Below are 24,743 nucleotides of genomic sequence, written 5' to 3'. Positions count from 1 at the left end.
ACGGCGTCAGTGCGGCGGACGGTAGCGGTTGAAGCGCTTGAGCAGCTTGACCAGCGCCGCATGCGGGATCGCCCTGGCGTAGTGCCCACCGTCGCCCTGCATGTCGCGCGCAGCGACCATCGCGTTGACGATCGCTTCCTCGGCCGCCTGCGCGGTCGCCTCGAACAGGCCGTCGAGATGGTCGTTGCCGATGAAGCTGGCCTGTTGCAGCGGCTGGTCGCGCAGCGCCTCGGCGTTGGCGGTGGAGAACGCCACGAAGATGTCGCCGGAGCCGTTGCCGGCATAACTGCCCATCCGCGCCAGGCCCATGCCGGCGCGCTTGGCGATGCGCTTCAGCTGTTGCGGCAGCAGCGGCGCGTCGGTGGCGACCACGATGATGATCGAGCCGGTGTCGCCCGCGGCGGGATTCGGCGCGCTGTAGATGCGGTCGTCGCGCAGGTACTGGCCCACCGGCACGCCGGCAATGCGCAGGCTGTCGCGCAGGCCGTAGTTGGCCTGCACCAGCACGCCGATCGTGTAGTCGCGCGCGCCGACGCGCACGCGCCGCGAGGCGGTGCCAATGCCGCACTTGAACTCGTGGCAGATCATGCCGGTGCCGCCGCCGACGTTGCCCTCGGCGACCGGCCCGCCTTTCGCCTCGTGCAGCGCCCGCGCGGCATCCTCGGGATGCACGTGGAAGCCGTTGATGTCGTTGAGCTCGCCGTCCCAGGTTTCGGCCACCACCGGCAGCGACCACCAGTAGCCCGACGCGTCGGCGCCGCCCGCGCGCACCCGCTCGGCGATCACCGCATCGCGCACCACGCCGACGCTGTGAGTGTTGGTCAGCATCACCGGGCCTTCCAGCTGGCCGGATTCCTCCAGCCACGCGGTGCCGGTCATCTCGCCGTTGCCGTTGAGCGCGAACCACGCGCCGAACGCCGGCAGCTCGTAGCTGGCGTGCCCGCGCGGCAGGATCGCGGTGACGCCGGTGCGCACCTTGTGGCCGTTGGCGAGATCCTCGATCAGGGTGACCTGGCCGACCGCGACCCCGGCGACGTCGGTGATCGCGTTCAACGGCCCCGGCGTTCCGTCGAACGGCACGCCAAGATCGCGCGCTCGCGGTTCGGCTGCAGACACGACGCCGCACAGGACACACAATGCCAGTGCGAGACGGAAGCGGGGCATGCAGACTCCGATGGATGGCCGTTCGTCGCACCAGTCTATCCCGAGAGTGGAGCCCACCATGCAAACTGACACCCTGCCCGACGATCTCGACCGCGCGCGTGCCCTTTCCCCCCGCTACTATTTCGGCGATACGATGCTGGCGATGGAGCAGCGTGCGGTGTTCGCACGCAGCTGGCAGCTGGTGGCGCACCAGGGTTTGCTGGCCGAACCGGGCGACCACGCGGTCGAGCAGGTCGCCGGCGTGCCGGTGCTGCTGGTGCGTGGCCAGGACGGCGTGCTGCGCGCGTTCCCGAATGTCTGCCGCCACCGCGCCGGGCCGCTGGCGCTGTGCAACGGCAAGGAGGCCAAGGCGCTGCACTGCAAGTACCACGGCTGGACCTACACCCTCGCCGGCCAGCTGCGCAGCGCACCGGAAATGCAGGACGCCTGCGACTTCAAGGTCGAGGACATCCGCCTGCCGCCGCTGCGCGTGCACGAATGGCAGGGCCTGGTGTTCGTGGCGCTAAGCGACGACGTGCCGGCGTTCGACGAGGTCTACGCCGGCATCGCCGAACGCATCGCACCGATCGACCTGGCCGCGATGCGCTACCTGCGCCGCGACAGCTACGAACTCGAGTGCAACTGGAAGGTCTACGTCGACAACTTCCTCGAGGGTTACCACCTGCCGCACGTGCACCCGGGCCTGTCCCGCGTGCTCGACTACCGCGCCTACGACACCGAGCTGTTCGCATGGCATTCGCTGCAGTCCTCGCCGCTGCGCAACAGCGGCGACATCTACGGCGACGGCCAGGCGTTCTACTACTTCATCTATCCCAACGTGATGCTCAACATCATGCCCGGCCGCATGCAGACCAACCGCATCCTGCCGCTCGGGCCGGGCCGCTGCCGGGTGGAGTTCGACTACTACTACGCGCAGGACGAGCAGGCGCAGGCGCGCATCGCCGCCGACCAGTCGTTCAGCGACGAGGTGCAGGCCGAGGACATCACGATCTGCGAAGCGGTGCAGAAGGGCCTGGCGTCCGGTTTCTACAGCGCCGGGCGGCTATGCCCGAAGCGCGAAGGCGGCGTCTGGCATTTCCAGAACCTGCTGCGCGCCGCCTATGCCCATGACACCGGGGAATCCGCATGAGCACGAAGCTGTATGGCCTGTGCTTCGCGCTCGCGGCGCTGGCCACCGCGCCGTTCGCCCACGCCCAGGATGCGCAGCGCACCGTGGTGCGCGCCGGCCACCTGCTCGACGTCGACAGCGGCCGCCTGCTCGCCGACCAGGCGGTGACCATCGAGCACGGCCGCGTCGTCGCGGTCGCGCCGTGGACGCCTGCCGCCGCGGGCACGCACGTGCTCGACTGGTCGGCCTGGACCGTGGTGCCAGGCCTGATGGACATGCATACCCATCTCGCCGACGAAGGCCAGATGGCCGACCCCGGCGCGCCGCTGAAGAGCAACCCCGCACGCGACGCCTTCATCGGCGCGAAGAACGCACGCGACACCGTGCGCGCCGGCTTCACCACCGTGCGCGATGTGGGCGCCTACCGCGGCTTCGCCGACGTCGCCCTGCGCGACGCGATCAACGCCGGCTACGTGCCCGGACCGCGCATGTTCGTCGCCGGCGCCTACATCACCGTGCCCGGCGGCGGCGGCGAGATCACCGGCCTGCCGCCGGGCACCGTGGTACCGGACGTCTTCCGCCGCGGCGTTTCCAGGGGCGTGGACGACGTGCGCCGGCATGTCGACATCGTGCTCGATGGCGGCGCCGACCTGATCAAGGTCATCGCCACCGGCGCCGTGCTGACCGCCGGCACCGAACCCGGGCAATCCGAATACAGCGAAGCCGAGATCCACGCCGCGGTGGCGGAAGCCGCGAAGCGCGGCGCCTTCGTCGCCGCACACGCGCACGGCGCCGAAGGCATCAAGCGCGCGATACGCGCCGGCGTGCGCTCGGTCGAGCACGCCTCGCTGATCGACGACGAAGGCATCGCGCTGGCGAAGCAGCATGGCACCTGGCTGGTGATGGACATCTACGACGGCGACTACATCGACAGCGTCGGGCGCGCGGCGGGCTGGTCGGCGGAAATCCTGCGCAAGAACATCGAGACCACCGAGGCGCAGCGCGAGGGCTTCCGCAAGGCGGTCAAGGCCGGCGTGCGCCTGGCGTTCGGCACCGATGCCGGCGTCTACCCGTACGGCGACGATGCGCGCCAGTTCGCCTACATGGTGCGCTACGGCATGACCCCACTGCAGGCGATCCGTTCGGCCACCATCGACGCCGCGCGCCTGCTCGGCAAGGAACGCGAGCTCGGCTCGATCGCGCCAGGCAAGGCCGCCGACCTGGTCGCGCTGGCTTGCGATCCGCTGCACGACATCGAATGCCTGCGCCAGGTGCGCGGCGTGATCAAGGCCGGCCAGCCGGTTTCCCTCGACTAGAACCCCACCGGGTGCGGACATGAACGACAGCAAGAAGATCGGCTTCTGGACCTGCACCGCGCTGGTCGTGGGCAACGTCATCGGCATCGGCATTTTCCTGCTGCCCGCGTCGCTCGCGCCGTATGGGTTCAACGCGCTGATCGGCTGGACGATCACCCTGCTCGGCTGCCTGACCCTGGCCCGCGTGTTCTCGCATCTCGCGCACGCGTTGCCGAACGCCGAAGGCCCGTACGGCTATATCCGCAGTACCCTCGGCGAGCTGCCGGCGTACATGGCGCTGTGGGCGTACTGGGTGTCGCTGTGGCTCACCAATGCCGCACTGGCGACCGGCGTGGTCGGCTACATCACGGTCGTGTTCCCGGCCCTGAACGTGATCCAGCCGGCGCTGTTCGCGCTGGGCCTGCTGTGGTCGCTGGTGATCATCAACCTGTTCGGCGTACGCACCGGCGGCAGCGTGCAGATCGTCACCACCGCGCTGAAACTGCTGCCGATGCTCGCCATCGCGCTGCTCGGCGGCTGGGTGCTGCTCACCTCCCCGGCCAGCTATGTCGCGCATCCGCCGGCCACGCCGGTCACCCTGCACGACGTGATGGCGGCATCGACGATCGCGCTGTTCGCAATGCTCGGCATCGAATCGGCCAGCGTGCCGGCGGCGCGGGTGGAAAACCCGGGGCGCACGATTCCACGCGCGACGATGACCGGCACGGTGCTGACCGCGATCATCTACATCATCGTTTCCACCGTGCCCCTGCTGCTGATCCAGCAGCAGGAACTGGCCAATGCGAGCGCGCCGTTCTCGCTGCTGATGGAGCGCTTCGGCAGTGCCGGCTCCGGGCGCTGGCTGGCGCTGTTCGTGGTGGTCAGCGGGCTCGGCGCACTCAACGGCTGGACCTTGCTGGTAGGCGAGCTGACCCGCACGATGGCCGTCAACGGCGTGCTGCCGGCACCGTTTGCGCGCACCAATCGCCGCGACGCGCCGGCGGTGGCGCTGATCGTCACCGGCGCGCTCGCCTCGGTGATGGTCTGGATGAGCTACAGCAAGTCGCTGGTGTCGGCCTTCACCTTCATCACCCGGGTGGTGACCGCGGCGAACCTGCCGCTGTACCTGTGCTGCGCCCTCGCGCTGGCGGTGCTGTGGCGACGCGGTGCCGCGCGGCACGCCGTGCTGCCGGTCGCGATCATCGGTGCGCTGTACGTGGTGTTCGCCTTCGTCGGCATCGGCCACGAACCGCTGGTGCTCGGCCTGGGCCTGATCGCCGCGGGCCTGCCGCTGTACGCGTTCATGCGCCTGCGTCGCCGCAAGGCCGCCCAACCCGCCAAGGCCTGAGCCGATGAGAGATCCGCGCCACGACATCCTGTTCGAACCGGTGAAGATCGGCCCGGTCACCGCGAAGAACCGCTTCTTCCAGGTGCCGCACTGCAACGGCATGGGCCACGCGATGCCGCTGGCGCATGCGGCGATGCGCGAGATGAAGGCCGCGGGCGGCTGGGCGGTGGTCTCCACCGAGGAATGCGAGATCCATCCCAGCGGCGACCTCACCCCCTACGTCGAGGCGCGGCTGTGGGACGACCGCGACATTCCCGCGCTGGCGCTGATGTGCGACAAGGTGCACGCGCACGGCGCGCTGGCCGCGCTGGAGCTGTCGCACAACGGCCCGACGGCCTCGAACCTGTATTCGCGCGAGGTGCTGATCGCGCCCTCGCACCAGCCGACCAAGTACGGCTACCCGCACCAGGCGCGGGCGATGACGAAGCACGACATCCGCGAATACCGGCGCTGGCATCGTGAGGCGGCGATCCGCGGCAAGCGCGCGGGGATGGACATCATCTACGTCTACGCGGCGCACGACCTGTCGCTGGCGATGCATTTCCTGCAGCGCCGGCGCAACCAGCGCGGCGACGAATACGGCGGCTCGCTGGAGAACCGCGTGCGCCTGCTGCGCGAGGTGCTGCAGGACACGAAGGAGGCGGTCGGCGACACCTGCGCGGTGGCGCTGCGCTTCGCGGTCGAGGAAGGGCTGGGGCCCGGCGGCGTGGAGCTGGCCGAGGCGAAGGAGATCGTCGGCATGCTGGCCGAGCTGCCCGACTTGTGGGACGTGAACCTCGCCGCCTGGTACAACGACTCGGTACCCTCGCGCTTCGCCGGCGAAGGCGCGCAGGAGCCGTTCATCGCCTTCGTCAAGCAAGCCACCAGCAAGCCGGTGGTCGGCGTGGGCCGCTTCACCTCGCCCGACACCATGGTGGCGCAGTTGAAGCGCGGCGTGCTGGACCTGATCGGCTGCGCGCGCCCGTCGATCGCCGACCCGTTCCTGCCGCAGAAGATCGAGCAAGGCCGCAGCGACGACATCCGCGAATGCATCGGCTGCAACGTCTGCGTCTCCGGCGACATGACCATCTCGCCGATCCGCTGCACGCAGAACCCGACCATGGGCGAGGAATGGCGCAAGGGCTGGCACCCGGAGCGCATCGCGCCGAAACGCAGCGCCGCGCGCGTGCTGGTGGTGGGCGCCGGCCCGGCCGGGCTGGAAGCCGCGCGCGCGCTGGGCCAGCGCGGTTACGAGGTAAGTCTGGCCGAGGCACGCAAGGAGCTCGGCGGCCGCGTGACCCGTGAATCGCGCCTGCCGGGGCTGGCCGAGTGGGCGCGCGTGCGCGACTGGCGCGTGGGCCAGATCCACAAGCTGGCGAACGTGGCCGTCTATCTCGATTCGCCGCTCGGCGCGCAGGACGTGCTGGACTTCGGCGCCGAACACGTGGTGCTGGCCACCGGCTGCCACTGGCGCCGCGATGGCGGCGGCCGCAGCCACGGCAGCGCCATCGACGGCTTCGCCGGCAACCCGCGGGTGTTCACTGTGGACGACCTGATGGACGGCCGCCTGCCGGAAGGCAAGGTGGTGGTGTTCGACGACGACGGCTACTACCACGCCAGCGTGGCGGCCGAGCTGCTGCGCCGGCGCGGCGGCGAAGTGATCCACCTGACGCCCGAGGACAGCCTCGCGCCGTGGACGCTGAACACGCTGGACTACCGGCATATGCGCAAGCGGATGGCCGCACTCGGCATCGAGGCGCTGGTCTCGCACGACATCGTCGGCTATGCCGGCACCACGCTTGCCGTCGAGGACGTCTGGACCCACCGCCAGCGGGAACTGACCTGCGACGCCGTGCTCACCGTCACCGCGCGCCTGCCTGACGATGTGCTGTACCAGGAACTTTGCCGCCGCGAGGCCGAGTGGACGGATGCCGGCATCCGCAGCGTGCGCTGCATCGGCGACGCCGAAGCGCCGGGCTTGATCGCGCACGCGGTCTACGCCGGCCACCGCTACGCGCGCGAGCTGGAGGAACCGGCCGTCGGCGAGGTCGCGTTCAAGCGGCACTTCCACACCGCCGACGCCGGCGACCTGCTGCGCGAGACACCGGTGCAGCAGGCTCGGTGAGCACCGCCACGCGCGGCGCCGGCCGCGGCTAGCGGAACTGCCGTTCGCGCTGGCCGGTGTGCGCATGGGCGATCTGCCCGGCCAGTTGCCGACCCAGCGGCGACAGCCCGTCGACCGTTTCGCCACGGAGCACGTCGAGGCCGGCCAGCCGGCGTCGATGGAAACGCAGCGGGCAGGCGTCGAGTGCCGGCAAGTGCGGCGTATCCGGCATCGTCGGCGCCGGCTCGCCGCTGGCCAGCAGCCGATCCCAGCCCAGGTAGTCGGTGTCCGGCAGCAGATGCAGGCGCACGCAGGGGCGGCCGGATCGATCCAGGCCGTCGACCCATTCGCGCGGCCCGTCCACTGCGATCACGCTGACCGCCATCAGCCAGCGCACGCGCAGCAGCAGGGCCAGCGCCGGCGTTTCCACCAGCAGCCCGCCCGGCAAGGCCGACAGCTCCGGCCCGCACGCCGCCAGCGGCATGTACAGCACGCGGTCGAGCGCCGGCAGTGCCGCCAGCAGCGGCGCCGGCGCCGTTCGCAGCCAGCGCCGGCAGGCGCCCGTATCGGAAGCCTGCAGGCATCGGGCCTGCCGTTGTCGCGACCAGGGAATGAACATCGCACGCCTCCAGCAACACGCACCGGCGAGAAGCACGGGGCCCGAGGAAAACGCGCGGACTCCCGCCCGCGCGCCAGGGAAACCGACCGCCCCCGCTACTTGGTCAGGATCAGTTTGTCGTTGCGGGTGAGGCGCAGGTGGTACTCGCTGCCTTGGTGCCGGATCACCAGCTCGCGCTCACCGGCCAGCAGCGCATGACTGGAGACATACCGGGCCGGGGCCGGCATCGGCGGTGGCAAGGCCGGCCGCGGGAGTGAACGGGACGACAGCGGTTGGCGCAGGGACAGGACAGGCATCGGGAGATCCAGGGAAAGCGGCGACGTCTTCGATGATAATGATTCTCATTTGACTGTCAACCACCCTGCTCCCTCAGCCCGCCTCGACGACCTGCCGAATGCGCTGCGCCACCGCCGCGTCCAGCCGCGGCAGCAGTGCCAACGCATCGAGGTTCTGCGCCAGCTGCTCGCGCTTGCTGGCGCCGAGCATCACGGTGGAGACGTGCGGGTTGAGCAGGCACCAGGCGATCGCCAGCTGCGCCAGGCTGGTACCCAGCTCGGCGGCGATCGGCTGCAGCGCGCGCACCTTGCCGAGGCGTTCGTCGCCATGGCCGAGCACGCTCTCGCGCAGCCATTCGTAGTCGGGCTGGGCCAGCCGCGAATCGGCCGGCACACCGTCGTTGTACTTGCCGCTGAGCAGACCCGAGGCCAGCGGCGACCAGATCGTGGTGCCCATGCCATAGCCCTCGTACAGCGGCGCGTACTCCAGCTCCACCCGCTCGCGGTGCAGCAGGTTGTACTGCGGCTGCTCCATCGCCGGTGCGTAAAGATGATTCTCGCGGGCGACCCGGTGCGCCTCGTGGATCGCCTCGGCCGGCCATTCGCTGGTGCCCCAGTACAGCACCTTGCCCTGGCGCACGAGGGTGTCCATCGCCGCCACGGTCTCGGCGATCGGCGTGTCCGGATCGGGGCGATGGCAGAAGTACAGGTCCAGGTAGTCCACGCGCAGGCGCTGCAGCGCCTGGTGGCAGGCTTCCATCACGTGCTTGCGCGACAGCCCGCGCTGGGTCGGCAGCGGCTTGTCGACCGCGCCGAAGAATACCTTGCTGGACACGCAATAACTGTCGCGCGGAAAGCGCAGGTCGGCCAGCACGTCGCCCATCAGCTGCTCGGCCACGCCGTTGTTGTAGGTCTCGGCGTTGTCGAAGTAGTTCACCCCGCGGTCGTGCGCCAGCGCCAGCAGGTCGCGTGCCTCGTCGCGCCCCACCTGGCGGCCGAAGGTGACCCAGGCGCCGAACGACAGCGCGGAAAGTTGCAGGCCGGAGGTGCCGAGGCGACGGTAAAGCATGGGGGAGGCTCCTGTGACGGGAAAGGCCGCCAGCATGGCCAATCCACGCGTGCGGCACAACGGCGTAGTCTTGGGTTTCCCCCCACTACAGGAGTTCGCCATGTCCTCGATCACGGGCTGGGCCGCCAGCGCGGCCGGTCAACCGCTGAAGCTGACCACGTTCGACGTGGGCGAACTGGGCGCTGAGGAAGTCGAGGTGGCGGTCGACTACTGCGGCATCTGCCATTCCGACCTGTCGATGATCGGCAATGAATGGGGCGGCTCGCGCTACCCGTTCATCCCCGGGCACGAAGTGGTCGGCCGGGTCGTCGCGCTGGGCGCGCAGGCCAAGGGGCTGTCGATCGGCCAGCGCGTCGGCATCGGCTGGACCGCGGAGAGCTGCATGCACTGCCGCCCGTGCCTGTCCGGCGACCACAACCTGTGCGCGCAATCGGTGGCGACCATCGGCGGCCACCACGGCGGCTTCGCCGACCGGCTGCGCGCGCACTGGGCATGGACGATCCCGCTGCCCGAGGGCATCGACCTGGCCAGCGCCGGCCCGCTGCTGTGCGGCGGCATCACCGTGCTGAAGCCGTTCCTAGCCTACGACATCAAGCCGACCGCGCGGGTCGGCGTGGTCGGCATCGGCGGGCTCGGCCACATGGCGGTGAAGTTCGCCGCGGCGTGGGGCTGCGAGGTCACCGCGTTCACCTCCACCGCGGCCAAGGCCGACGAGGCGCGCAGCTTCGGCGCGCACCGCGTGGTCGCCAGCCGCGACAGCGACGCGATCAAGACGATCGCCGGCTCGCTCGACCTGCTGCTGGTCACCGTCAACGTGGCGATGGACTGGAACGCGCTGCTCGGCACGCTCGCGCCGAAAGGCCGCATGCACGTGGTCGGCGCGGTGCTGGAACCGATCCCGGTGCCGGCGTTCAGCCTGATCGGCAAGCAGCGCGAAGTCTCCGGCTCGCCCACCGGCTCGCCGGTCGACATCGCCCGCATGCTGGACTTCGCCGCCCGCCACGACATCCGCCCGCAGGTGGAGATGTTCCCGCTGGCGCAGGTCAACGAGGCGCTGCAGCACCTTGCGGACGGCAAGGCGCGCTACCGCATTGTGCTGCAGGCGTAGCCGGCCGAACCTCTTCCTGCGGCGAACGGCGCCCGCCGCTCGCCGACGGCCACGCGCTCCTGCAGGGAAAGCGCAACCATCGCGGATTATCCTTCGTGCCCGGGGCACTCATGCCGGGTCACTTTCAAGGAGCACGCGATGAACACGCCACGCAAGGCCCTGGTACTGGGCGCCACTGGCGGTGCCGGCGGCGAGATCGCGGCGGCGCTGCTACGCCGCGGCTGGCAGGTGCGCGCCCTGATCCGGGACGCTTCCCGGCCGGGGCTGCCGGCGCAAATCGAATGGCACGCCGGCGACGCCATGCACGCTGCCGACGTGGCGCAGGCGGCGCATGGCGTCGAGGTGATCGTCCACGCGGTCAACCCGCCGGGCTACCGCAACTGGCACAAGTTGTCCCTGCCGATGCTCGAGCACACCCTCGCTGCCGCGCGCGCCACCGGCGCGCGCATCGTGCTGCCCGGCAACGTCTACAACTACGGACCGGACGCACTGCCGCTGCTGCACGAGGATTCGCCACAGCAACCGCTGACCCGCAAGGGCGCGATCCGGATGGCAATGGAACGCCGCCTGCAACAGGCGACAGCCGAGGGCGTGCGCACGCTGATCCTGCGCTGCGGCGATTTCTTCGGCCCCCGTGCCAGCAGCAACTGGTTCGCGGCGATGGTGAAACCGGGACGGCCGGTGCGTGCGGTGAATTACCCAGGCGAACACGAGCTGCGCCATGCCTGGGCCTACCTGCCCGATGTCGGCGAGACCGTGGCGCGCCTGCTGGAACGGGAGAGCGAACTGGCCGCGTTCGAGTGCTTCCATTTCGGCGGCCACTGGGTCGACGGCAACGCCATGGCCGACGCGATCCGGCGTGCCACCGGCCAGCCGGAGCTGCCGCTGCGCGCTTTCCCGTGGTGGCTGGTCACGCTGGCCGCACCGTTCGTCGCACTGTTCCGCGAGCTGCGCGAGATGCGTTATCTGTGGCAACTGCCGCTGCAACTGGACAACCGCAAGCTGGTGGCGCTGCTCGGGGCGGAACCCCATACGGATCTGGGCCAGGCGGTCGAGACGACGCTGCGCGGACTGGGTTGCCTGGACGGAGCCGCAGCCAGGCCGCTCCGCCCCGAACACTGAGGCGACCGTCAGCGCTGCAGGTACAGTCCCAGCGCCAGCACGACCGCGGCGAAGATGCCGGCCACCACGTCGTCGACCATCACGCCCATGCCGCCTTTCACGCGCCGGTCCAGCCAGCGGATCGGCCACGGCTTCCACACGTCGAACAGGCGGAACAGCACGAAGCCGGCCAGCACCATCCACCATGCGAATCCGCTGGGCGGCAGCAGCGCGGGAACCAGCAACGGCAGCAGCGCGATCCACTGCCCGATGAATTCGTCCCACACCAGGCTGCGGTGGTCGTCGACACCGAGCGCACGGCCGGCCACGTTGCAGGCCCATACGCCGATGGCGAAACCGCCAAGCAACACGAGCAGATAGATCGGCAGCGGCAACTGGCGCAGCAGCAGCCACGGCAGCAGCGCGGCCAGCGAGCCGAACGTGCCCTGCGCCACCGGCGCCAGGCCCGAACCGAAGCCGCAGGCCAGCCAGCCGGCCGGCGTGGCCAGCAGCGCGCGCCGCTGTTCCCCGCTCAAGCTCTTCTTCGCACTCACGCGAAATGCTCCCAGCCCGGTCGATCCACCGCCAGCCACGAGCCATCGGCGGCACGCACGCGCACGCCTTCGCCTTCCACGATGCGGCCGATCTTCGTCGCGCCGCAGCCGAGCCGGGCCAGGCCGGCCTGCAGCTCGGCCACGCGAGCGGCCGGCACGGTGAAGCACAGTTCGTAGTCGTCGCCGCCGCTCAGCGCGAAGTGCAGCGCGGTGGTGTCGTCGTGCAGTTCCAGCAACGCCGACGAGCGCGGCAGCCAGGCCGCCTCGATCTCCGCGCCGACCCCGCTGGCGGTGCAGATATGGCCGAGGTCGGCGAGCAGGCCGTCGGAGACGTCGATGCAGGCCGTGGCCTGCCCGCGCAGCGCGGTGCCGGTGGCGAGCCGCGGCGTCGGCCGGTTCAGCCGCTCGATCAGGAAGCCGCGCAATCCGGCGCGGCCGTCGTCGTCGCGCGGCGGATGCTGCAAGGCATGCAGGCCGGCGGCAGCGTCGCCCAGCGTACCGGTGACCAGCACCGCGTCGCCGGCCCGCGCGCCGGCGCGGGTGAGCGCCTGGCCCGGCGGAACGAAGCCGTGCACGGCCACGCTGATCGTCAACGGCCCGCGGGTGGTGTCGCCACCGACCAGGGCCAGTCGCTGCGGCTGCGCCAACTTGACGAAACCTTCGGCAAAACCCTCGACGAAGGCTGCGTCCGCATTTGGCAAGGTCAGCGCCAGCAGCGCCCAGGCCGGGCTGGCACCCATCGCGGCGAGGTCGGACAGGTTCACCGCCAGCGCCTTCCAGCCGATGTCGGCCGGCGCGGTGCCGGGCGGGAAATGCACGCCCTCGACCAGGGTGTCGATCGCCACCACAAGTTCTTTCCCCGGCGGCGGCGCCAGCACCGCGGCGTCGTCGCCGATGCCCAGGCGCACGTCCTCGCGCGCCTGCGCGGTAAGTTCGCGGATGCGCTCGATCAGGCGGAATTCCATGGACGGAAGCGGTCCGCTGCTCAGCGGCCGTGCTGCTTCTCGACCGCGCGCAAGTCGCCGGCCAGCTTGTCCAGCACGCCGTTGACGTAGCTGTGGCCGTGGTCGGCACCGAAGCGCTTGGTGACCTCGATCGCCTCGTTGATCACCACGCGGTACGGCACGTCGGGGCGGAACTTCAGCTCGTACGCCGCCAGCCGCAGCGCGGCACGTTCGATCGGGTCGACCTGCGCCACCTCGCGGTCGAGGTGCGGACGCAGCGCCCCGTCCAGCACATCGAGGTTCTTCTCCACGCCGTGCAGCAGGTCCTCGAAGTAGTCCAGGTCGGCCACTTCCATGTCCTGCTCGTGGCGGAACTGCTCGATCACCGCGTTCATGTGGCTGCCGCTGAGCTGCCACGCATACAGCGCCTGCAGCGCGCGGCGGCGGGCGCGCGAGCGCGCGGCCAGGTCGATGCCTTGCGGGGCGTGCTGCATCACAGCTTCCCGTACAGGTTGACCATTTCCAGTGCGGCCATGGCGGCGTCGGCGCCCTTGTTGCCGGCCTTGGTGCCGGCGCGCTCGATCGCCTGCTCGATGCTGTCGGTGGTCAGCACGCCGAACGCCACCGGCACGCCGGCATCCAGCGCGGCCTTGGCCAGGCCCTTGGCGCATTCGCCGGCGACGAAATCGAAGTGCGGGGTGGCGCCGCGGATCACCGCGCCCAGCGCGATCACCGCCACGTACTTGCCGGAACTGGCCAGCTTGTGCGCGGCCAGCGCGATCTCCCATGCACCCGGCACGCGCACCAGCTCGATCGCGTCGTCCTTCACGCCGTGGCGCAGCAGCGCGTCGCGCGCGCCAGCCACCAGCGGTTCCACGACGAAGCCGTTGAAACGGCCGGCGACGATGGCGAAGCGGCCTTTCGGAGTGGCGAAGTCGCCTTCGATGGTCTTCATTGCGGTTTCCTTGAGTGGGCGCGCGGCCCATGCAGAACGGGCATTTTACGGGTTTGGCGGAGATCCTGCCTGACGGACGCCCTCTCCTGCTCGCGGGGGAGGATCAGCGCTCAGCCGCCGGGCGTCAAATGCGGATAGCCGCTGAAAGACAGTTGCGCGTTGCCTCCGGCGACCTGCAGCCGCGCCGGCGCGCCGAACGGCAGGGTGCACTTGTCCGGCTCGTGGCCGATCGGCAGGCCGCCGAGTACCGGCACGCCGCTGGCGCGGCGGATCTGCGCGAAGCTGTCGGCCAGCTCGTAGCCGTTGTCGTAGCGGCTGGGCCGGCACTGGCTGAAGTGGCCCAGCAGCAGCGCACGTTGGCGCCCCAGCACACCGGACAGGTGCAGCTGGTACAGCATCCGCTCGATCCGGAACGGCGGCTCGCCGACGTCCTCGACGTACAGGATGCCGCCGTCGATGCCGCGACCGTCGGTGCCCGGGAAATACGGCGTGCCGAGCAGGCTGCACAGCACCGCCAGGTTGCCGCCCCACAGCGGCCCCGCGACGTCGAGTTCGGCGTCGGGTACGGTGACCCACTCGACCCGCGCGGAAGGGGAACGCGCGGTGTCCCAGAACTGCCGCCAGGTGAACTCGCTGAGCGTTTCGGCGCCGAAGTCGGCGCCCAGCATCGGGCCGCTGAACGTGCACAGGCCGCTCTGCGCATGCAGCGCCAGCTGCAGCGCGGTGAAGTCGCTGTGGCCGACCAGCAGGGTATGGCTACCGCTCAGCCGTTCGCGCAGGGCGCCGTAGTGCAGCTGCGCCAGCAGGCGGGTGGCGCCGTAGCCGCCGCGGATCGCCAACGCGATGTCCGGCAAGGCGTCCGCCGTGGCCAGCGCATTGAGGTCGGCGGCGCGCTGCGCGTCGCTGCCGGCGTAGCGCTGCTCGCTGCGGTCGAGCACCTCCAGCCCGCTCAACACGCAACCGGCCTCGCGCAGCCGCGCCACGCCGCGCGCCATCGCGGCGCGATCGTGCGGATAGCCGGAGGGAGCGATCAGGCAGATACGGGTGTCGGGCATGGGCAGGGTCGGTGGCATGAAGACGGATTATGCGGCGACGCAGGCGCCACCGCATGGCGCCGCGGTGGCGCGGGCGTGGCGGATCAAACGTACTCCACCACTTCCAGCCCGAAGCCGCCCAGGCCGACCATCTTGCGCGGGGTGCCGAGCACGCGCAGGCGGTGCACGCCGAGGTCGGCCAGGATCTGCGCGCCGAGACCAAGCTGGCGCCACTCCTGCTGCTGCGCCTCCTCCGGCGCCAGTTTGCCCGGCTGGCGGTTGAGCCGGGCCAGCAGCGCCTCGGGGGTGTCCTCGCCGGACAGCACCAGCAGCACGCCGCGATCCTCGTCGGCGATCCGGCGCAGTGCCGCGGTCACGGTGAGGCCGAGATCATCGCGCTTCAGGTGCAGCACGTCGGACAAGGTGTTGCGCACGTGCACGCGGGTCAGCGCCGGCGCGCCGTCGTTGACCTGGCCGCGCACCAGCGCGTAGTGCAGGCCGCGGCGGATCGCGTCGCGGTACGCCACCAGCCGGAACGGGCCGAACTCGGTATCCACGTCTTCCTCGTGCACGCGTTGCACGGTCTTCTCGGTTTCCAGGCGGTAGCGGATCAGCTCGGCGATGGAGCCGATCTTCAGGCCGTGCTTGCGCGCGAAGATCTCCAGCTCCGGCCGGCGCGCCATCGAGCCGTCCTCGTGCAGGATCTCGATCAGCACCGCCGACGGTTCCAGCCCGGCCAGCGCGGCCAGGTCGCAACCGGCCTCGGTGTGCCCGGCGCGGGTCAGCACGCCGCCCGGCTGCGCGGTCAGCGGGAAGATGTGGCCCGGCTGCGACAGGTCCTGCGGCTTCGCATCGGACTTCACCGCCACCTGGATGGTGCGTGCGCGGTCGTGTGCCGAGATGCCGGTGGTGACGCCCTCGGCCGCCTCGATCGAGACGGTGAAGTTGGTGTGGTAGGCCGAGGTGTTGTCGCTGACCATCGGGCGCAGGCCGAGCTGGCGCGTGCGCTGCTCGGTGAGCGTGAGGCACAGCAGGCCGCGCGCCTCGCGCACCATGAAGTTGACGTCCTCCGGCCGCACCATCTGCGCCGCCATGATCAGGTCGCCCTCGTTCTCGCGGTCCTCGTCGTCGAGGATGACGACCATGCGGCCGGCGCGGATGTCGTCGAGGATTTCGGGAATGGTGTTGAATGGCATGGCGTGTATCCGTGTGGTGGTTCCCTTCTCCCCCTTGGGAGAAGGTGCCCCGAAGGGGCGGATGAGGGTACGGGCGGAGCGAGGTATCGTGGCTTCGCGCGGACCCTCACCCCAGCCCTCTCCCGGCGGGAGATGGGCTTGCTGTCAGGCAAAGCCATGCTGCTTGAGGAACGCCTCGTCGATACGCGGCGGCTCACCCCGCGACAGCAGCCGCTCGATGTAGCGGGCCACCACATCCACCTCGATGTTCACCGCGTCGCCGACGCGGCGCGCGTGGAACGCGGTGTGCTCGACCGTGTGCGGGATCAGGTTGACGCCGAAGCGATGCCCGGCGACCTCGTTGACGGTGAGGCTGCTGCCGTCGATGCAGACCGAGCCTTTCGCCACGATGTAGCGCGAGATCGCCGCCGGCACCTCGAACGTCCAGCGCTGCGAGCGTCCGTCCGGCGCGATCGACACCACCTTGCCGAGGCCGTCGACGTGGCCGGAAACCAGGTGCCCGCCGAGCCGGTCGGCCAGGCGCAGCGCTTTCTCCAGGTTCACCGGGTCGCCCGGCTTGAGCTGGCCCAGCGAGGTCAGCGACAGCGTCTCGTTGGAAACGTCGGCACTGAAACCGCGCGGTTCCAGCGTGATCGCGGTAAGGCACACGCCGGACACGGCGATCGAGTCGCCCGGCTGCACGTCGGCGAGATCGAGGTCGGCGGTATCGACGTGCAGGCGCACGTCGCCGCCACGCGGTTCGAGCCGCGCGACGCGGCCCACGGACTGGACGATGCCGGTAAACATCAGCGCACCTCCGATCGGAAGGCGGTGGGCCGTGCAAAAAAGGCGATGGATTCCATGCGTCGTTTCCCGCGTGGCGCAGCTGCGAAAAACGCCTCAAGGCATGAGGCCCGGCGCCGGGCCGCGAGGCCGTGCGCCGAACCGTCTTCGCTTTATCCGGACTGTGAGGAAGCGGTCACCCGCTGCCAACCGTCGGCTCCGGCATTCGACCGGATCTGCTGACCTTCCGGCGTGGCCGGAAGCGCTCGCGGGCTCGCCCCAAACCGTGAAAACCGGGGCCTACCGCCGGTGGGGAATTTCGCCCCGCCCTGAAGACGTCGTGTCATGCCGGCTGACCGGCGCCGGAAGTCTAGCACCATCACCGGCCGGAGCCGGCGGCAGGACGGGAAACAGCGTTCCGCCCCGTGCACGATCGCGGCCACACCCTCACTGCACCGTCAGCGCCGTGGCCAGGTGGTCGATCAGGGCCCGCAGCGCCGGCGTGCGGTCCGCCCCGGGCAGCCACAGCAGGTGCACCGGGAACGCCGGCAGCTGCCATCGCGGCAGCAGCTCGACCATGCGGCCTTCGGCAACCAGCGCGTCGGCCATGTAGTTACCCTGCAGGCCGATGCCCACGCCGGCCAGTATCGCGTCGCGGATCGCCTGCGCATCGTTGCAGCTCAGCACCGGCTCGATGCGTACCGCGCGCCGCTGGCGCTGCCGGCTGAACGACCACAGCGTGCCGCGGCGGTAACCGGTGAAGGTGATGCAGCGGTGCGCCTTGAGGTCGGCCGGGTCGCGCAGCGGCGGCGCCGAGGCCAGGTAACCGGGCGAGGCGCAGGGATACAGGCGCATCGTGCCGGCCCGGCGCGCCACCAGTTGCACATCGGCCAGGTGCCCCAGCCGCACGGCCAGATCCACCCTGCCGGACACCATGTCGACGTAGGTATCGTCGTATACCGCGTCGATGCGCACGCCGGGGTGTTCGCGCATGAAAGCGGCCAGCAGCGGGGCCATGCGATAGCGACCGAAGCTGGCCGGCAGGTGCACGCAGAGGCGGCCGCCCAGTTCGCCATCGGGCGGGCGCAGGTCGGCGGCCAACTCGGCCATCACCGTTTCCATGCGCTGCCATTGCGTCAGCAACTGCTCGCCGCGCGCGGTCAGCGCCATGCGCCGGGTGGTGCGCAAAAACAGCCGCGCACCGACCGCCTCCTCCAGTGTCGCGATGCGCCGGCTCAGTACCGACGGCGTACAGCCCACCTCCAGCGCCGCGCGCGAGAAGTTGAGCCGTCGCGCGGCCGCCGCAAACGCGCGCAGTTCGCGCAGACGGGCGGGCGTGAGGTCGAATGATTGATTCATTCAGCGAACAGAAGATTATCCATTTGTGTGGATTATCACCGAACGGCGACGGCGGGACCATGCCCACCTTCCCACCACGGAGTCGTCCCCATGCGCGCCATCCAGCTTTCCGCCTTCGGCCTGGACCATCTCGAATCGATCGACCTACCCACCCCGCGCCCCGGCCCGAAGGAGGTGTTGGTGCGCATGGAAGCGGCCTCGCTGAACTTCCGCGACCGCATGCTGGTCGACGGTCAGCTCTATCGTGGCGTGCGGCTGCCGATCGTGCCGGTGTCCGACGGTGCCGGCACGGTGCAGGAAGTGGGCGAGGCGGTGACCCGCTTCAAGCCCGGTGACCGCGTCACCACGTTCTACAAGTCACGCTGGATCGCCGGCGCCATGCGGCCGGAATGGGAAGGCGCCGAGATCGGCGGGCCCGAGCCCGGGGTGATGCGCGAGCTGGCCTGCTTCGACGAGTACTCGCTGGCACGTGCGCCTGCCCGGTTCTCTGCCGTGCAGGCGGCCACGCTGCCGATCGCCGCGCTCACCGCCTGGCAGGCGCTGGAGATGGCCCGCGTGACCAGTGGGCAGACCGTGCTGCTGCTGGGCACCGGCGGCGTGTCGCTGTTCGCGCTGCAGTTCGCGCGGTTGCGGGGCGCACGGGCGATCGTGCTGTCGTCCAGCGACGACAAGCTCGAACGCGCTACGGCGCTGGGCGCGAACGTCGGCATCAACTACGCGAAGCACCCGCAGTGGGGTGCGCTGGTACGCGAGGCCAGCGGCGGCGCGGGAGTCGACCTGGTCGTCGAGACGATCGGCGCGGCCACGCTGGCGCAATCACTGGAGGCCGTGCGCATGCACGGCGTCGTCGCCGTGCTCGGCTGGCTCGGCGGCAGCGAGGCGACGCTGCCGCTGACCCCAATGGTGCTCAAGCGCGTGCGCCTGCAGGGCCTGTCGGTGGCATCGCTGGAAGCCCACGAGCGGATGGTGGCCGCCATCGAGGCTGGCGGGCTGGAGCCGGTGATCGACCACGTCTACGGCTTCGGCCAGCTGCGCGAGGCCTTCGAGCAGCTCGGCGCCGGCCGCCACTTCGGCAAGCTTGCGATCGACTTCACGCGCTGAGCATTCGTCCACGCGCGATTGCCCGGCGGCTTGCGCCGCCGCGTGCGCCCGCATGGCAGCGATACGGCGGATCAGCCCGGGCGCAATCGCAGGCGGATATCCGCGCCCAGCATGCGCTGGTCGATCACCTGCAAGCGCCAGCGCGCAGCCATGTCGGCCAGCGGTGGCAGCTGCAGCAGTGCCCGCGCTCGATCACCCAGCAGCAGCGGAGCCACGTAGAGCAGCAGTTCGTCGACCAGGCCGGCGGAGAACAGGGCGCCACCCAGGGTCGGGCCGGCCTCCACGTGAACCTCGTTGCAGCCGCGCCCGCCCAGCAGGGCCAGCACGGTGCGCAGGTCGAGCGCATCGCCCGGCGTGGGCAGCGCCACCCGCTCGACCCGCTCGAAGCGGTCGTCGCTGCAGGTCGCCGCCGCGCCATGCAGCAGCAACGTCGGCGCCGAACCGTCCAGCACGCGGCTGCCGGCCGGCGTGCGCAACTGGCGGTCGAGGACCACCCGCAGCGGCGGCGCGAACTCTTCGCCGTCGGGCAACCGCACGGTGAGGTGCGGGTTGTCGGCCAGCACGGTGCCGCTGCCGGTGAGGATGGCACTTGAACGCGCGCGCCAGCGTTGCACGTCGGCGCGCGCGGCTTCGCCGGTGATCCACTTCGATTCGCCGCTGGCCAGCGCGGTGCGGCCGTCCAGGCTCATCGCCAGCTTCAGCCGCACGAACGGGCGCCCGCGCTCGATCCGGCTGAAGAAACCGACGTTCAGCGCGCGCGCCGCTTCGCGCATCAGGCCCGATGCGACCGTGATGCCGGCATCGCGCAGCTTGCCGATGCCGCGGCCGTCGACTTGCGGGAACGTGTCCTCCGCCGCGACGACCACCCGCCCGACGCTGGCGGCGATCAGCGCGTCGGCGCACGGCGGCGTGCGTCCGTGGTGCGCGCACGGCTCCAGCGTCACGTAGGCGGTGGCGCCGCGCGCCCGTTCGCCCGCCTCGCGCAGCGCGAACACTTCCGCGTGCGGCTCGCCGGCGCGCCGATGAAAGCCGGTGCCGACCACCGCGTCGCCATGCGCGATCACGCAGCCCACGCGCGGGTTCGGCTGGGTGGTGTACAGGCCGCGCTCGGCGAGGCGCAAGGCATGCGCCATGTGGAGGTGATCGGTCGCCGAGAAAGTGGCGGTCACGCCGCCGTGCCTTGGCAGGAGCGCACCCCGTGCGTGAGGCTCTTCGTCACGCGACGGAAAGCATCGCGCACGGAGTGCGCTCCTGCCATCGTCATTTGCCTGCCCGCTTGCCGCCGCCGAGCAGGGGCAACTGCAGGTCGGCCAGCCCCGGCAGGTCGCGCTCCAGCTTCTCGATCTCCTCGCGGAAGGCGTGCACGTCCTCGAACTTGCGGTAGACCGAGGCGAAGCGCACGTAGGCGACCTGGTCGAGCTTCTTCAGCTCGCGCATCACCAGCTCGCCGACCTGGCGCGACGGCACCTCGCGCTCGCTGCTGCGGCGCAGGTCGTTGACGATGGCGCGCACCGCGGCGTCCACCGCATCGCTGGCCACCGGGCGCTTCTGCAGTGCGCGCTCGAAACTCACCCTGAGCTTGCGCTCGTCGAACATCTCGCGCCGCTCGCCGCTCTTCACGATCGCCGGCAGTTTCAGCTCGGCCGTCTCGAACGTGTTGAAGCGCTCGCCGCACTGCTCGCACTCGCGCCGACGACGCACGCTGCTGCCGTCCTCGGTCAGCCGCGAGTCGATCACGCGGGTGTCTTCGTGCTGGCAGAAGGGGCAATGCATGGTCAGTAAGTGTCGGCCATCACCTGCACGAAAGCACGCACCGCCGGCGGCACCCGTCCCTGCAGGGCGCCCCGTTCATGCTGGAACAGGGTGGCGACAAAAAATGGGTGGTCCTCCAGTTCGATGCCGCGAACCTCGCCGGCGGCGTCCACGGCACAGATTCGCAGCGGACCATCCGCAAGCGCCTCCCGGAAATCGGGACTCAAGCCGTAGCTGCAGTGATAGCCCTCGGCGATCGCCTTCGCACCATAGGCCAGCGCCAGCCGGGAGCCCTCGACCAGACGTACGGCATCGGTCACCTCGACCAGCGTGCACAGCAGCGGCACGATCACCTGGCGCCGGGCTTGCGATGCCGTCTCGGCATGCTCGGCGTCGGCCCAGCCAAGCACGTTGCGCGCATATTCGATCACGGCATGCTGGAAGCCGCCGCAGGTGCCCAGGAACGGGACGTGCCGCTCGCGCGCCACGCGGATCGCGGCGAGCGCGCCTTCTGCACTGCGATACGGACTGGCCGGAACGCACCAGAGTCCGTCGAACTCCGCCAGCGCGGCGCCGTCGCCGACCTGGTCGGTCGGTATCCAGATCGGCTCGACCGTCACGCCGCAGGCAGCGGCCGCCATGTCCAACGCCACGGGAATGGCACGATGGGCGACCACCTCATCGTTGTGATCGCCGATCAGCCCGACCTGCAGGGCGTGCATGCCGGTGGCTCAGCCGTAGACCGGGAACTTCTGGCACTGCGCCGTGACGTTCCCGCGCACGCGGGCGATCACCGCCTCGTCGGCTGGCGCGTCCAGCACGTCGCAGATCCAGTTCGCCAGTTCGGTCACGTCCGCTTCCCGGTAGCCGCGGGTGGTGACGGCCGGGGTGCCGACGCGCAGGCCGGAGGTGACGAACGGCTTGCGCGGGTCGTTCGGCACGGCGTTCTTGTTGACCGTGATGTGCGCCTTGCCCAGCGCTTCCTCGGCGGCCTTGCCGGTGACCTCGCGGCCGATCAGGTCGACCAGCATCAGGTGGTTCTCGGTGCCGCCGGAGACGATCTTGTAGCCGCGCGCGATGAAGGTCTTCGCCATCGCCTTGGCGTTCTTCACCACCTGGGTCTGGTAGGTGGTGAACGCGGGCTCCAGCGCTTCCTTGAACGCCACCGCCTTGGCCGCGATCACGTGCATCAGCGGGCCACCCTGGATACCGGGGAACACGATCGACTGCAGCTTCTTCTCGATCTCCTCGCCCGCCCCCTTCGCCACGATGATGCCGCCGCGCGGGCCGCGCAGCGTCTTGTGGGTGGTCGAGGTGACCACGTGCGCGTGCGGCAGCGGGCTGGGGTACACGCCGGCGGCGACCAGGCCGGCGACGTGGGCCATGTCGACGAAGAACAGCGCGCCGACCGAATCGGCGATCCGGCGCATGCGCGCCCAGTCGACCACCTGCGAGTAGGCGCTGAAGCCGCCGACCAGCATCTTCGGCCGGTGCTCGGTGGCCAGGCGTTGCACTTCGTCGTAGTCGATCAGGCCGTTCCCGTCGACGCCGTACTGCACCGCGTTGAACAGCTTGCCGCTGATGTTGACCTTGGCGCCGTGGGTGAGATGGCCGCCATGGGCGAGCGACATGCCCAGGATGGTGTCACCCGGCTGCAGTAGCGCCAGATACACCGCCTGGTTCGCCTGCGAGCCGGAGTGCGGCTGCACGTTGGCGTAGTCGCAGTCGAACAGCTGCTTCAGCCGCTCGATCGCCAGCGTCTCGGCGACGTCCACGTATTCGCAGCCGCCGTAGTAGCGCTTGCCCGGGTAGCCCTCGGCGTACTTGTTGGTCAGCTTGGAGCCCTGCGCTTCCATCACCCGCGGGCTGGCATAGTTCTCCGAGGCGATCAGCTCGACGTGATCCTCCTGGCGCCGGCCTTCATCGGCGATGGCCTTGGCCAGTTCGTCGTCGTAACCGGCAATCGTGCAGTCCTTGGGGAACATTCTGGCCTCGGCAATTGGCAAGCGGGATTAGCCGGAAAGTGTAGCGCCGCCGGGCGTTTGCGGCCACCGCCGGGCGGATCCGGGCGGTGGCATCGGCGCGATGTCACAACCCGCTATAATGCGCGGTTTGACGAATTCCCCTTTCCGTGCCGACCCTGCAGGCGGTGCGGCGCACGCCTTCGGAGGTTGCATGAGCTCGCAGTACATCTACACCATGAACGGGGTCAGCAAGATCGTCCCGCCGAAGCGCCAGATCATCAAGGACATCTCGCTCAGCTTCTTCCCCGGCGCCAAGATCGGCCTGCTCGGCGTCAACGGCGCGGGCAAGTCCACCGTGCTGAAGATCATGGCCGGCGTGGACACCGACTTCCAGGGCGAGGCGCGTGCGCAGCCGGGCACCAAGATCGGCTACCTGGCGCAGGAGCCTAACCTGGATCCGGAAAAGACCGTGCGCGAAGTGGTCGAGGAAGGCGTGGCCGAAATCCTCGACGCGCAGAAGCGGCTGGAGGAGGTCTACGCCGCCTATGCCGAGGAAGGCGCCGACTTCGACGCACTGGCCAAGGAGCAGGAGAAGCTGGAAAACCTGCTCGCCGCGAACGACGCGCATGCGCTGGAGCGTCAGCTGGAAGTCGCCGCCGACGCGCTGCGTCTGCCGCCGTGGGACGCGAAGATCGGCCCGCTGTCCGGTGGCGAGAAGCGCCGCGTGGCGCTGTGCCGCCTGCTGCTGTCCAAGCCGGACATGCTGCTGCTGGACGAGCCCACCAACCATCTGGACGCCGAGTCGGTGGACTGGCTGGAAAAATTCCTGCACGACTATCCCGGCACCGTGGTGGCGGTCACCCATGACCGCTACTTCCTCGACAACGCCGCCGAGTGGATCCTCGAACTCGACCGCGGCCGCGGCATTCCGTGGAAGGGCAACTACACCGAATGGCTGGAGCAGAAGGACGCCCGCCTGAAGCAGGAAGCGAACCAGGAGAAGTCGCGCCAGAAGGCCATCGCGAAGGAGCTGGAGTGGGTACGCTCGGCCGCCAAGGGCCGCCAGTCCAAGGGCAAGGCCCGCCTGGCCCGCTTCGAGGAGCTGAACTCGGTCGACTACCAGCGCCGCAACGAGACCAACGAGATCTTCATCCCGCCGGGCGAACGGCTGGGCCAGGAAGTGATCGAATTCAAGAACGTGACCAAGTCGTTCGGCGACCGCGTGCTGATCGAGAACCTGTCGTTCAAGGTGCCGCCGGGCGCCATCATCGGCGTGATCGGTCCGAACGGCGCCGGCAAATCCACCCTGATGAAGATGATCATGGGCAAGGAAACGCCGGACTCCGGCGAGGTGAAGCTCGGCCACACCACCAAGCTGGCGTATGTCGACCAGTCGCGCGACGCGCTCGACCCGAAGAACAACGTGTGGCAGGAAGTGTCCGGCGGTTCGGACATCCTCACCATCGGCAACTTCGAGATCCAGTCGCGCGCCTACATCGGCCGCTTCAACTTCAAGGGCACCGACCAGCAGAAGATCGTCGGCAGCCTGTCCGGCGGCGAGCGCGGCCGCCTGCACATGGCCAAGACCCTGCTGCAGGGCGGCAACGTGCTGCTGCTCGACGAGCCGTCCAACGACCTGGACGTGGAAACCCTGCGCGCGCTGGAAGACGCCCTGCTCGAATTCCCCGGCTCGGCGATCGTGATCTCGCATGACCGCTGGTTCCTCGACCGCATCGCCACCCACATCATCGCGTTCGAGGGCGACTCGCACGTGGAGTTCTTCCCCGGCAACTACAACGAGTACGAGGCCGACAAGAAGCGCCGCCTCGGCGAGGAAGGGGCGCGACCGCATCGGGTGAAATACAAGAAGCTGGCCTGAAGGCGGGAGTGAGTGAAGAGATGTGAGGAGTGAGAGAAAGCACGAGCTCACACCCACTCTCCTTTCTCACTCC

The 24,743-nt window shown here is 69.8% G+C and carries 24 protein-coding genes and 1 riboswitch; of the genes, 8 read left to right on the top strand and 16 right to left on the bottom strand.

Annotated features, from left to right (window positions below):
- Positions 1-6: 6 nt before the first annotated feature.
- Entirely contained in the window at positions 7-1,080 is a 1,074-nt protein-coding gene (locus R2APBS1_RS03855; protein WP_236126998.1) for a DmpA family aminopeptidase, read from the bottom strand.
- A gap of 142 nt (positions 1,081-1,222) precedes the next feature.
- Between R2APBS1_RS03855 and R2APBS1_RS03850 the strand changes: the two genes are divergently transcribed.
- Genes R2APBS1_RS03850 through R2APBS1_RS03835 form a run of 4 tightly spaced genes read left to right on the top strand, consistent with a single transcriptional unit; the run spans position 1,223 to position 7,019 of the window.
- Positions 1,223-2,293, top strand: coding sequence for an aromatic ring-hydroxylating oxygenase subunit alpha (locus R2APBS1_RS03850; protein WP_015446951.1), 1,071 nt, complete (start codon positions 1,223-1,225; stop codon positions 2,291-2,293).
- Positions 2,290-3,588 carry a Xaa-Pro dipeptidase gene (locus R2APBS1_RS03845; RefSeq protein ID WP_015446950.1) on the top strand — a complete coding sequence of 433 codons (1,299 nt, stop codon included), beginning with the start codon at positions 2,290-2,292 and terminating at the stop codon, positions 3,586-3,588. The genes R2APBS1_RS03850 and R2APBS1_RS03845 overlap by 4 nt, the downstream gene beginning before the upstream one ends.
- Before the next feature lie 19 nt (positions 3,589-3,607).
- A complete protein-coding gene (locus R2APBS1_RS03840) occupies positions 3,608-4,915 on the top strand; it encodes an amino acid permease (protein WP_015446949.1) in 1,308 nt (435 codons plus the stop codon).
- Between the two features lie 4 nt (positions 4,916-4,919).
- Positions 4,920-7,019 carry an oxidoreductase gene (locus R2APBS1_RS03835; protein WP_015446948.1) on the top strand — a complete coding sequence of 700 codons (2,100 nt, stop codon included), beginning with the start codon at positions 4,920-4,922 and terminating at the stop codon, positions 7,017-7,019.
- A gap of 28 nt (positions 7,020-7,047) precedes the next feature.
- Here the strand turns inward: R2APBS1_RS03835 and R2APBS1_RS03830 are convergent, their stop codons facing one another.
- The 3 genes from R2APBS1_RS03830 to R2APBS1_RS03820 all read right to left on the bottom strand — a co-directional run bounded on the left by R2APBS1_RS03830 (position 7,048) and on the right by R2APBS1_RS03820 (position 8,961).
- Positions 7,048-7,617 carry a hypothetical protein gene (locus R2APBS1_RS03830; RefSeq protein ID WP_015446947.1) on the bottom strand — a complete coding sequence of 190 codons (570 nt, stop codon included), beginning with the start codon at positions 7,615-7,617 and terminating at the stop codon, positions 7,048-7,050.
- A gap of 95 nt (positions 7,618-7,712) precedes the next feature.
- Positions 7,713-7,913, bottom strand: coding sequence for a hemin uptake protein HemP (gene hemP / locus R2APBS1_RS03825; protein WP_007507172.1), 201 nt, complete (start codon positions 7,911-7,913; stop codon positions 7,713-7,715).
- Between the two features lie 73 nt (positions 7,914-7,986).
- On the bottom strand, positions 7,987-8,961 hold the full coding sequence (locus tag R2APBS1_RS03820; protein WP_015446946.1) for a potassium channel beta subunit family protein: 975 nt from the start codon (positions 8,959-8,961) through the stop codon (positions 7,987-7,989).
- 100 nt (positions 8,962-9,061) lie between these two features.
- Here R2APBS1_RS03820 and ahr point away from each other — a divergent pair, with 100 nt between their 5' ends.
- Together ahr and R2APBS1_RS03810 are read left to right on the top strand one after the other, a co-directional pair.
- On the top strand, positions 9,062-10,069 hold the full coding sequence (gene ahr, locus R2APBS1_RS03815) for an NADPH-dependent aldehyde reductase Ahr (RefSeq protein WP_015446945.1): 1,008 nt from the start codon (positions 9,062-9,064) through the stop codon (positions 10,067-10,069).
- Positions 10,070-10,207: 138 nt separating this feature from the next.
- Positions 10,208-11,191, top strand: a complete 984-nt coding sequence (locus tag R2APBS1_RS03810) for an NAD-dependent epimerase/dehydratase family protein (protein WP_015446944.1) — start codon at positions 10,208-10,210, stop codon at positions 11,189-11,191.
- A gap of 8 nt (positions 11,192-11,199) precedes the next feature.
- On the opposite strand, the gene R2APBS1_RS03805 is transcribed toward R2APBS1_RS03810, so the two are convergent.
- From R2APBS1_RS03805 to R2APBS1_RS03770, 8 genes are all read right to left on the bottom strand, one after another.
- Positions 11,200-11,724: a phosphatidylglycerophosphatase A family protein gene (locus R2APBS1_RS03805; RefSeq protein ID WP_015446943.1), complete on the bottom strand. Its 525-nt coding sequence runs from the start codon at positions 11,722-11,724 to the stop codon at positions 11,200-11,202.
- Positions 11,721-12,689, bottom strand: coding sequence for a thiamine-phosphate kinase (gene thiL / locus R2APBS1_RS03800; protein WP_007507183.1), 969 nt, complete (start codon positions 12,687-12,689; stop codon positions 11,721-11,723). The genes R2APBS1_RS03805 and thiL overlap by 4 nt, the downstream gene beginning before the upstream one ends.
- 20 nt (positions 12,690-12,709) lie before the next feature.
- Positions 12,710-13,162 (bottom strand): transcription antitermination factor NusB, encoded by a 453-nt coding sequence (nusB, locus tag R2APBS1_RS03795; protein WP_007507185.1) that lies wholly within the window; start codon positions 13,160-13,162, stop codon positions 12,710-12,712.
- Complete coding sequence (ribH, locus tag R2APBS1_RS03790; RefSeq protein ID WP_015446942.1) at positions 13,162-13,623, bottom strand: 6,7-dimethyl-8-ribityllumazine synthase; 462 nt, start codon at positions 13,621-13,623, stop codon at positions 13,162-13,164. Before ribH ends, nusB begins: the two co-directional genes overlap by 1 nt.
- 110 nt (positions 13,624-13,733) lie before the next feature.
- Positions 13,734-14,678: a muramoyltetrapeptide carboxypeptidase gene (gene ldcA / locus R2APBS1_RS03785; protein ID WP_015446941.1), complete on the bottom strand. Its 945-nt coding sequence runs from the start codon at positions 14,676-14,678 to the stop codon at positions 13,734-13,736.
- An 83-nt stretch (positions 14,679-14,761) separates the two neighbouring features.
- Positions 14,762-15,853, bottom strand: coding sequence for a 3,4-dihydroxy-2-butanone-4-phosphate synthase (gene ribB, locus R2APBS1_RS03780; protein WP_015446940.1), 1,092 nt, complete (start codon positions 15,851-15,853; stop codon positions 14,762-14,764).
- A gap of 144 nt (positions 15,854-15,997) precedes the next feature.
- Complete coding sequence (locus tag R2APBS1_RS03775; RefSeq protein ID WP_007507193.1) at positions 15,998-16,639, bottom strand: riboflavin synthase; 642 nt, start codon at positions 16,637-16,639, stop codon at positions 15,998-16,000.
- A gap of 136 nt (positions 16,640-16,775) precedes the next feature.
- Positions 16,776-16,956, bottom strand: a riboswitch (FMN riboswitch).
- A gap of 106 nt (positions 16,957-17,062) precedes the next feature.
- Positions 17,063-17,974 (bottom strand): LysR family transcriptional regulator, encoded by a 912-nt coding sequence (locus tag R2APBS1_RS03770; protein WP_007507196.1) that lies wholly within the window; start codon positions 17,972-17,974, stop codon positions 17,063-17,065.
- Between the two features lie 90 nt (positions 17,975-18,064).
- On the opposite strand from R2APBS1_RS03770, the gene R2APBS1_RS03765 reads away from it, so the two are divergent.
- Positions 18,065-19,075, top strand: coding sequence for a zinc-dependent alcohol dehydrogenase family protein (locus R2APBS1_RS03765; RefSeq protein WP_007507198.1), 1,011 nt, complete (start codon positions 18,065-18,067; stop codon positions 19,073-19,075).
- A 71-nt stretch (positions 19,076-19,146) separates the two neighbouring features.
- Here R2APBS1_RS03765 and ribD read toward each other — a convergent pair whose 3' ends face one another.
- The 4 genes from ribD to glyA all read right to left on the bottom strand — a co-directional run bounded on the left by ribD (position 19,147) and on the right by glyA (position 22,812).
- On the bottom strand, positions 19,147-20,208 hold the full coding sequence (ribD, locus tag R2APBS1_RS03760; RefSeq protein WP_007507200.1) for a bifunctional diaminohydroxyphosphoribosylaminopyrimidine deaminase/5-amino-6-(5-phosphoribosylamino)uracil reductase RibD: 1,062 nt from the start codon (positions 20,206-20,208) through the stop codon (positions 19,147-19,149).
- Positions 20,209-20,335: 127 nt separating this feature from the next.
- Positions 20,336-20,848, bottom strand: coding sequence for a transcriptional regulator NrdR (nrdR, locus tag R2APBS1_RS03755; protein WP_007507202.1), 513 nt, complete (start codon positions 20,846-20,848; stop codon positions 20,336-20,338).
- Positions 20,849-20,850: 2 nt separating this feature from the next.
- Entirely contained in the window at positions 20,851-21,549 is a 699-nt protein-coding gene (locus tag R2APBS1_RS03750; RefSeq protein WP_015446938.1) for a CTP synthase C-terminal region-related (seleno)protein, read from the bottom strand.
- A 9-nt stretch (positions 21,550-21,558) separates the two neighbouring features.
- Complete coding sequence (gene glyA / locus R2APBS1_RS03745; protein ID WP_015446937.1) at positions 21,559-22,812, bottom strand: serine hydroxymethyltransferase; 1,254 nt, start codon at positions 22,810-22,812, stop codon at positions 21,559-21,561.
- A gap of 190 nt (positions 22,813-23,002) precedes the next feature.
- On the opposite strand from glyA, the gene ettA reads away from it, so the two are divergent.
- On the top strand, positions 23,003-24,670 hold the full coding sequence (gene ettA, locus R2APBS1_RS03740; protein WP_015446936.1) for an energy-dependent translational throttle protein EttA: 1,668 nt from the start codon (positions 23,003-23,005) through the stop codon (positions 24,668-24,670).
- Positions 24,671-24,743 lie beyond the last annotated feature (73 nt).

This window comes from Rhodanobacter denitrificans (genome assembly GCF_000230695.2).
GTDB classification, from domain to species: domain Bacteria; phylum Pseudomonadota; class Gammaproteobacteria; order Xanthomonadales; family Rhodanobacteraceae; genus Rhodanobacter; species Rhodanobacter denitrificans.
Note: the sequence above shows the minus strand (reverse complement) of the source record. Positions and strands in the feature narration are given on the sequence as shown.

Coding starts and splice junctions, on each gene's coding strand:
- R2APBS1_RS03850 (WP_015446951.1), top strand. CDS start 1,223: ATGCAAACTGACACCCTGCCCGACGATCTCGACCGCGCGCGTGCCCTT.
- R2APBS1_RS03845 (WP_015446950.1), top strand. CDS start 2,290: ATGAGCACGAAGCTGTATGGCCTGTGCTTCGCGCTCGCGGCGCTGGCC.
- R2APBS1_RS03840 (WP_015446949.1), top strand. CDS start 3,608: ATGAACGACAGCAAGAAGATCGGCTTCTGGACCTGCACCGCGCTGGTC.
- R2APBS1_RS03835 (WP_015446948.1), top strand. CDS start 4,920: ATGAGAGATCCGCGCCACGACATCCTGTTCGAACCGGTGAAGATCGGC.
- R2APBS1_RS03830 (WP_015446947.1), bottom strand. CDS start 7,617: ATGTTCATTCCCTGGTCGCGACAACGGCAGGCCCGATGCCTGCAGGCT.
- hemP (WP_007507172.1), bottom strand. CDS start 7,913: ATGCCTGTCCTGTCCCTGCGCCAACCGCTGTCGTCCCGTTCACTCCCG.
- R2APBS1_RS03820 (WP_015446946.1), bottom strand. CDS start 8,961: ATGCTTTACCGTCGCCTCGGCACCTCCGGCCTGCAACTTTCCGCGCTG.
- ahr (WP_015446945.1), top strand. CDS start 9,062: ATGTCCTCGATCACGGGCTGGGCCGCCAGCGCGGCCGGTCAACCGCTG.
- R2APBS1_RS03810 (WP_015446944.1), top strand. CDS start 10,208: ATGAACACGCCACGCAAGGCCCTGGTACTGGGCGCCACTGGCGGTGCC.
- thiL (WP_007507183.1), bottom strand. CDS start 12,689: ATGGAATTCCGCCTGATCGAGCGCATCCGCGAACTTACCGCGCAGGCG.
- nusB (WP_007507185.1), bottom strand. CDS start 13,162: ATGCAGCACGCCCCGCAAGGCATCGACCTGGCCGCGCGCTCGCGCGCC.
- ribH (WP_015446942.1), bottom strand. CDS start 13,623: ATGAAGACCATCGAAGGCGACTTCGCCACTCCGAAAGGCCGCTTCGCC.
- ldcA (WP_015446941.1), bottom strand. CDS start 14,678: ATGCCCGACACCCGTATCTGCCTGATCGCTCCCTCCGGCTATCCGCAC.
- ribB (WP_015446940.1), bottom strand. CDS start 15,853: ATGCCATTCAACACCATTCCCGAAATCCTCGACGACATCCGCGCCGGC.
- R2APBS1_RS03775 (WP_007507193.1), bottom strand. CDS start 16,639: ATGTTTACCGGCATCGTCCAGTCCGTGGGCCGCGTCGCGCGGCTCGAA.
- R2APBS1_RS03770 (WP_007507196.1), bottom strand. CDS start 17,974: ATGAATCAATCATTCGACCTCACGCCCGCCCGTCTGCGCGAACTGCGC.
- R2APBS1_RS03765 (WP_007507198.1), top strand. CDS start 18,065: ATGCGCGCCATCCAGCTTTCCGCCTTCGGCCTGGACCATCTCGAATCG.
- ribD (WP_007507200.1), bottom strand. CDS start 20,208: ATGGCGCATGCCTTGCGCCTCGCCGAGCGCGGCCTGTACACCACCCAG.
- nrdR (WP_007507202.1), bottom strand. CDS start 20,848: ATGCATTGCCCCTTCTGCCAGCACGAAGACACCCGCGTGATCGACTCG.
- R2APBS1_RS03750 (WP_015446938.1), bottom strand. CDS start 21,549: ATGCACGCCCTGCAGGTCGGGCTGATCGGCGATCACAACGATGAGGTG.
- glyA (WP_015446937.1), bottom strand. CDS start 22,812: ATGTTCCCCAAGGACTGCACGATTGCCGGTTACGACGACGAACTGGCC.
- ettA (WP_015446936.1), top strand. CDS start 23,003: ATGAGCTCGCAGTACATCTACACCATGAACGGGGTCAGCAAGATCGTC.